Raw genomic sequence first — 6,464 nt, forward strand, 5'->3', positions numbered from 1 at the left:
GAGCTGGCTTGCCAGCGATGGACTAATAGGCGCCGCGTTTACCCTGTAAAAACGCGTCATCGTTAACGACCATCGCTGGCAAGCCAGCTCCTACAAAGGGCCGGCCAGCCGCCACACCGAACGAGATCTACCGATGAACAACGCCCTGACCCAGCTCCAGCCCTACCCGTTCGAAAAGCTCCGCGCCCTGCTCGGCAGCGTCACGCCCAACCCCGACAAGCGCCCTATCGCGCTGTCGATCGGCGAACCCAAGCACCGCTCGCCAAGCTTCGTCGCCGAGGCCCTGGCCAGCAACCTGGATCAGATGGCCGTGTACCCGACTACCCTCGGCATCCCGGCCCTGCGCGAAGCCATCGGCGCCTGGTGCGAGCGTCGCTTCGGCGTGCCGAACGGCTGGATCGACCCGGCGCGCAACGTGCTGCCGGTCAACGGTACCCGCGAAGCGCTGTTCGCCTTCACCCAGACCGTGGTCAATCGTGGCGACGACGCGCTGGTGGTCAGCCCCAACCCCTTCTATCAGATCTATGAAGGCGCTGCGTTCCTCGCCGGGGCCAAGCCGCACTACCTGCCGTGCCTGGACGAAAACGGCTTCAACCCGGATTTCGATGCCGTTTCCCCGGACATCTGGAAACGCTGCCAGATCCTGTTCCTGTGCTCGCCGGGTAATCCGACCGGCGCTCTGATTCCGGTCGAGACCCTGAAGAAGCTGATCGCCCTGGCTGACGAACACGACTTCGTGATCGCCGCGGACGAGTGCTACAGCGAACTGTATTTCGACGAACAGACCCCGCCGGCCGGGCTGCTCAGCGCCTGCGTGGAATTGGGTCGCAAGGACTTCAAGCGTTGCGTGGTCTTCCACAGCCTCTCCAAGCGCTCCAACCTGCCGGGCCTGCGTTCCGGCTTCGTGGCCGGTGACGCGGATATCCTCAAGGGCTTCCTGCTCTATCGCACCTACCACGGCTGCGCGATGCCGGTTCAAACCCAACTGGCCAGCGTCGCCGCGTGGAACGACGAAGTGCACGTACGCGCCAACCGTGCGCTGTATCGCGAAAAGTATGACGCCGTGCTGGAAATCCTCAGCCCGGTGCTGGACGTGCAACGCCCGGACGGCGGTTTTTACCTGTGGCCGAATGTGGCCGGTGACGACGCAGCCTTCTGCCGCGACCTGTTCGAGCAGGAGCATGTGACCGTGGTGCCGGGCTCCTACCTGTCGCGGGATGTCGATGGCGTCAATCCGGGTGCCGGCCGTGTGCGCATGGCGCTGGTTGCGCCGTTGGCCGAGTGTGTCGAGGCTGCGCAACGTATCCGCGACTTCATCCAGCGCCGCAAATAACCGCGGGGTTATTTCACCTGGCCGAGCTTGGCTTCACTCAGATCCAGCTCACCCAACACCTCACGCAACACGTCATCGCCGATCTGGTGATGACGACTGAGGCTGTACAGCTCCAGGCGCTGCGCCCGCAGCGCCTTCAAGCGCAAACGCCGCTCCAGCAAATCCATCTGGAACGCCAGTGCCTGGGCTTCGGCCGAGTCATTGAACACCTCCAGCTGATGCCGATATTCGGACATGATCCGCGCCTTGAGCTCTGCCGCCAGCGCCGCTTGAGCAGCGTCCTGTGGGTTGACCTCTTCGGTTTCGAGGGCATGGATCGCCGCTTCGGCGGTTTTGCGCCAGGCATCGCGCACTTCATTGCGGCGCTTGTCGTCCGGGCTTTTCTCGATGCCGCGCAGCAGCAACGGCAAGGCAATGCACGCGGCGATCAACGACAGCAGAATCACCCCGGCGGCGATGAAGATCAGCAGGTCGCGCTCGGGAAATGCGTCGCCCCCCATGAGCATCGGCACCGACAACACACCCGCCAGCGTCACCGCCCCGCGCACGCCACCGACGGTCAGCAACCAGCAGGAGCGCGCGCTCGGCACCCGGGTGATCTCATCCTTGCCACGCCAGCGCCGCAGCACAATGGACAGGCGCCAGATGCTTTGCACCCAGACGAACCGCAGCACCAGCAACACCAGGAAAATCGCCAGCACATCGATGCAGCGATAGAACAGCGTCGGCCACAACGAGGTTTCATGACTGGCCACGGCCTTGACGATGTCCGGCAACTGCAAGCCCAGCAGCAGGAAAATCAGGCCATTGAAGGCGAACTCGAGCAATGACCAGACGCTGCGATTGAGCAGCCGCGTGTTGGTCTGGCGCGGCAGCAGATCGAGCCAGCTCTGCATCATCCCCGCCGCGACCGCCGACAGGATGCCCGACGCCCCCACGCGCTCGGCCAGCACGTAAGCGGCAAACGGCAGCAACAACATGAAGACGACGTGGGTGGCCGGGTCATCCCAGCCACGGGCGATCATCCATGAGCGCAGGCGCCCCACCAACCAGCTCAATGCCACGCCGATGGCCAGGCCACCCACCGCCACCAAGACGAAGGTGACACTGGCGTTGGCCAGCGAGAACGCCCCGGTCACTGCCGCCACAAGGGCGAACTTGAACGTCACCAGACCCGAGGCATCGTTCATCAAGGCTTCGCCCTGCAGGATGTGCATCAAGGGCGTGGGCAAGCGATTCTGCGAGATCGCCGAGACCGCCACGGCGTCCGTGGGCGACAGCACTGCGGCCAAGGCAAAGGCTACCGGAAGCGGGATAGTCGGCAGCAACCAGTGAATGAAATACCCGGCGCCGACCACGGTAAACAGCACCAACCCCACCGCCAGAGTCAGGATCGGGCCACGTAGTTGCCAGAATTCACGCTTGGGCATGCGCCAACCGTCGGAAAACAACAAAGGCGGCAGGAACAGGAACAGAAACAATTCAGGGTCCAACGCCACATGCAGGCCGAGGGTCGGCCAGGCCAGCAAGGCGCCCGCGGCAATTTGTACCAACGGCAGTGGCAGGGGGATTACCCGCCCGAGCAAGCGCGAAACGCCTACCAGCATCAACAGGATCAGGACGGTGTAGGCGGTTTGCATAAAACGGAAATCTCAGACGATCGACAGCGTTGAACTGCCATATTAGCCGCTTAGGATACGTCTGACCGTTGTACCTATGTCGCAGCCCCCGTGTGGGAGCCAGCCTGCTGGCGATGGCGGCGCCAAATTCAATACTGATGCCGACAGATCCGACGCTATCGCCAGCAGGCTGGCTCCCACAGGTTTTGCAGTGGGAAATCGACCTCAAGCGCCGCGAAACCGTCCGGCCATGGCATAATCCGACACCTTTTATTTCCGACACCTGTAAAGGGGGCGATTCCTTGACCGTTTCAAGTAAAACGTTGCACCTTTTCGGCATCAAGGCCTGCGACACCATGAAAAAGGCGCGCACCTGGCTCGATGAACACGCTGTCAGCTATGACTTCCATGATTACAAAGCGGTCGGTATCGACCGTGAACACCTGACCCAATGGTGCAACGAGCACGGCTGGGAAGTGGTGTTGAACCGTGCAGGCACGACCTTTCGCAAGCTCGACGACGAACGCAAAGCCGATCTCGACCAGCCGAAAGCCATCGAACTGATGCTCGCACAACCTTCGATGATCAAGCGCCCGGTGCTCGATCTCGGTGACCGAACCCTGATTGGCTTCAAGCCAGATATCTACGCGGCCGCGCTCAAGTAAGCAGCCCGTTCCAATTTGTTAGAGGTATCAACATGTCCACTACCCTGTTCAGCCTGGCCTTTGGTGTCGGCACTCAAAACCGTCAAGGTGCGTGGCTGGAAGTGTTCTACGCACAGCCACTGCTCAACCCTTCGGCCGAACTGGTCGCTGCCATCGCGCCGATCCTGGGCTACAGCGAAGGCAACCAGGCCATCACCTTCACCACCGCGCAAGCTTCGCAGCTGGCTGAAGCGGTGAAAGGCGTCGACGCTGCCCAGGCCGCCCTGCTGACCCGTCTGGCAGAGAGCCACAAGCCGCTGGTCGCCACCATCCTGGCTGAAGACGCACAACTGACCTCCACGCCTGAGGCCTACCTCAAGCTGCACCTGCTGTCCCATCGCCTGGTCAAGCCCCACGGCCTGAACCTGGCGGGCGTGTTCCCGCTGCTGCCGAACGTCGCCTGGACCAGCCAGGGCGCGATTGACCTGGCCGAACTGGCTGAGCACCAACTCGAAGCCCGCCTGCGCGGCGAGCTGCTGGAAGTGTTCTCGGTGGACAAGTTCCCGAAAATGACCGACTACGTGGTACCGGCCGGCGTGCGTATCGCTGACGCCGCGCGCCTGCGCCTGGGCGCCTACGTGGGCGAAGGCACCACCGTGATGCACGAAGGCTTCATCAACTTCAACGCCGGCACCGAAGGCCCGGGCATGATCGAAGGCCGCGTTTCCGCTGGCGTATTCGTCGGCAAGGGCTCGGACCTGGGCGGCGGTTGCTCGACCATGGGCACCCTGTCTGGCGGCGGCAACATCGTGATCAAGGTGGGCGAAGGCTGCCTGATCGGCGCCAACGCCGGTATCGGCATCCCGTTGGGCGATCGCAACACCGTTGAGTCGGGCCTGTACGTGACCGCCGGTACCAAAGTGGCGCTGCTGGACGAGAACAACAAGCTGGTCAAGGTCGTGAAGGCCCGGGAACTGGCCGGCCAGGCCGACCTGCTGTTCCGCCGCAATTCGGAAACCGGTGCCGTGGAATGCAAAACCCACAAATCGGCCATCGAACTGAACGAAGCGCTGCACGCTCACAACTAAGCCTGTGGGAGCGAGCCTGCTCGCGATGGCGTCCTCGAAACCGCCATCGTGAGCAGAATCGAACCCATAATGGTCAGGCGTACACCCCGCCCATGTTCACCAGGGCCCGATAGCATGATGATTCTCTCTCCCTGGCGTGCCGACTTTCCGGCCATCGCCGCCCTGCAACGGCAAGGCCAGACCTATCTGGACAACGCCGCCACCACGCAAAAACCGCAAGCCCTGCTCGATGCCCTGGCGCATTACTACGCCAACGGCGCGGCCAACGTGCATCGGGCGCAACACCTGCCCGGCGCCCATGCCACCCAGGCGTTCGAGGACAGTCGGCGCAAAACCGCCCATTGGCTGAATGCCGGCGACAGCGGTCAAATTGTCTTTACCCACGGCGCGACTAGCGCGCTGAACCTCCTGGCCTATGGCCTGGAACCTCTTTTCAATCCAGGCGACGAGATTGTCATCAGCGCCCTGGAACACCACGCCAACCTGCTGCCGTGGCAGCAACTGGCGCACCGTCGCGACCTGAAGCTGGTGATCCTGCCGCTGGATGCCGACGGTGTGATCGACCTTGAAGCCGCCGCACCCATGATCGGCCCTCGCACACGCCTGCTGGCCGTCAGCCAGTTGTCCAACGTCATCGGCGCCTGGCAACCTTTACCTGCGCTGCTGGCGCTGGCCAAGGCACACAACGCCTTGACCGTGATCGACGGCGCCCAGGGCGTGGTCCATGGCCGCCATGACGTGCAGGCGCTGGGCTGCGACTTCTACGTGTTTTCCAGTCACAAGCTCTACGGCCCCGATGGCCTGGGCGTGCTGTTCGGGCGCAATGAGGCGCTCAAGCAACTGCGCCATTGGCAGTTCGGCGGCGAAATGGTGCTGGACGCGGATTACCTCAGCGCGCGCTTTCGCCCTGCCCCGCTGGGTTTCGAGGCCGGAACGCCGCCGATTTCCAGTGTCATCGGGCTGGGGGCAACCCTGGATTACCTCGCCGGCCTCGACCAGGACGCGGTCTCGGCCCATGAAGCGGCGCTGCATGCCTGTCTGTTGAAAGGCCTTGAGTCACGCAACGGCATCCGGTTGCTGGGCAAACCGCAGGTAGCACTGGCCAGTTTTACCGTCGAAGGTGTGCATAACTCGGATCTGGCGCACTTGCTGACCGAGCAGGGCATCGCCGTGCGCGCCGGTCATCACTGCGCCATGCCATTGCTCAAAAGTCTTGAGCTGTCCGGGGCGATTCGGGTGTCGTTGGCGTTGTACAACGATTCCGAGGATCTTCAACGGTTCTTTGAAGCGCTGGACCAGGCGCTGGAGTTGCTGCGATGAGCTTGCCCGCCGATGCCGTGACTGCACTCGCAACTTTTCAGGCTGCCGCTGGCTGGGAACAGCGTGCGCGTTTGCTGATGCAATGGGGCGAGCGTCTGCCCGCCCTGAGCGATGCGCAGATGTGCGACGCCAACCGGGTGCACGGCTGTGAAAGCCAGGTGTGGCTGGTGGGCGAGTTGCAGGGCGGTCATTGGCAGTTCAGCGCCAACAGCGATGCGCGGTTGATTCGCGGGTTGGTGGCATTGCTGCTGGCGCGGGTCAACGGCTTGTCTGCGGTTGAGCTGCGGCAGGTGGATTTGCCGGAGTGGTTCAATCAGTTGGGACTGGGGCGGCAGTTGTCGCAGTCGCGCAGTAACGGCTTGAATGCTGTTCTCCAGCGGATGCGGAGCCTAAGCGACGTGTAGGAGCTGCCGCAGGCTGCGATCTGTTGATCTTGATTTTCAAGATCAACAGATCGCAG

At 62.8% G+C, this 6,464-nt stretch carries 6 protein-coding genes; 5 read left to right on the plus strand and 1 reads right to left on the minus strand.

The window, feature by feature from the left end; translation table 11 throughout:
* The first annotated feature begins 133 nt into the window (after positions 1-133).
* Entirely contained in the window at positions 134-1,333 is a 1,200-nt protein-coding gene (dapC, locus tag SOP95_RS12855; RefSeq protein WP_077184460.1) for a succinyldiaminopimelate transaminase, read from the plus strand.
* 8 nt (positions 1,334-1,341) lie between these two features.
* Here the strand turns inward: dapC and SOP95_RS12860 are convergent, their stop codons facing one another.
* Complete coding sequence (locus tag SOP95_RS12860; protein WP_323607295.1) at positions 1,342-2,973, minus strand: Na+/H+ antiporter; 1,632 nt, start codon at positions 2,971-2,973, stop codon at positions 1,342-1,344.
* A gap of 281 nt (positions 2,974-3,254) precedes the next feature.
* On the opposite strand from SOP95_RS12860, the gene SOP95_RS12865 reads away from it, so the two are divergent.
* From SOP95_RS12865 to SOP95_RS12880, 4 genes are all read left to right on the plus strand, one after another.
* Positions 3,255-3,617 (plus strand): ArsC family reductase, encoded by a 363-nt coding sequence (locus tag SOP95_RS12865; protein WP_046816507.1) that lies wholly within the window; start codon positions 3,255-3,257, stop codon positions 3,615-3,617.
* A gap of 32 nt (positions 3,618-3,649) precedes the next feature.
* Positions 3,650-4,684 (plus strand): 2,3,4,5-tetrahydropyridine-2,6-dicarboxylate N-succinyltransferase, encoded by a 1,035-nt coding sequence (gene dapD, locus SOP95_RS12870; RefSeq protein WP_274077172.1) that lies wholly within the window; start codon positions 3,650-3,652, stop codon positions 4,682-4,684.
* 114 nt (positions 4,685-4,798) lie between these two features.
* Positions 4,799-6,004 (plus strand): aminotransferase class V-fold PLP-dependent enzyme, encoded by a 1,206-nt coding sequence (locus tag SOP95_RS12875; protein ID WP_274077173.1) that lies wholly within the window; start codon positions 4,799-4,801, stop codon positions 6,002-6,004.
* Positions 6,001-6,408 (plus strand): SufE family protein, encoded by a 408-nt coding sequence (locus tag SOP95_RS12880; RefSeq protein ID WP_323607296.1) that lies wholly within the window; start codon positions 6,001-6,003, stop codon positions 6,406-6,408. Before SOP95_RS12875 ends, SOP95_RS12880 begins: the two co-directional genes overlap by 4 nt.
* Positions 6,409-6,464 lie beyond the last annotated feature (56 nt).

Origin of the sequence: Pseudomonas sp. YuFO8 (assembly GCF_035065025.1) — a bacterium.
Taxonomy (GTDB): Bacteria; Pseudomonadota; Gammaproteobacteria; order Pseudomonadales; family Pseudomonadaceae; genus Aquipseudomonas; species Aquipseudomonas putida_AE.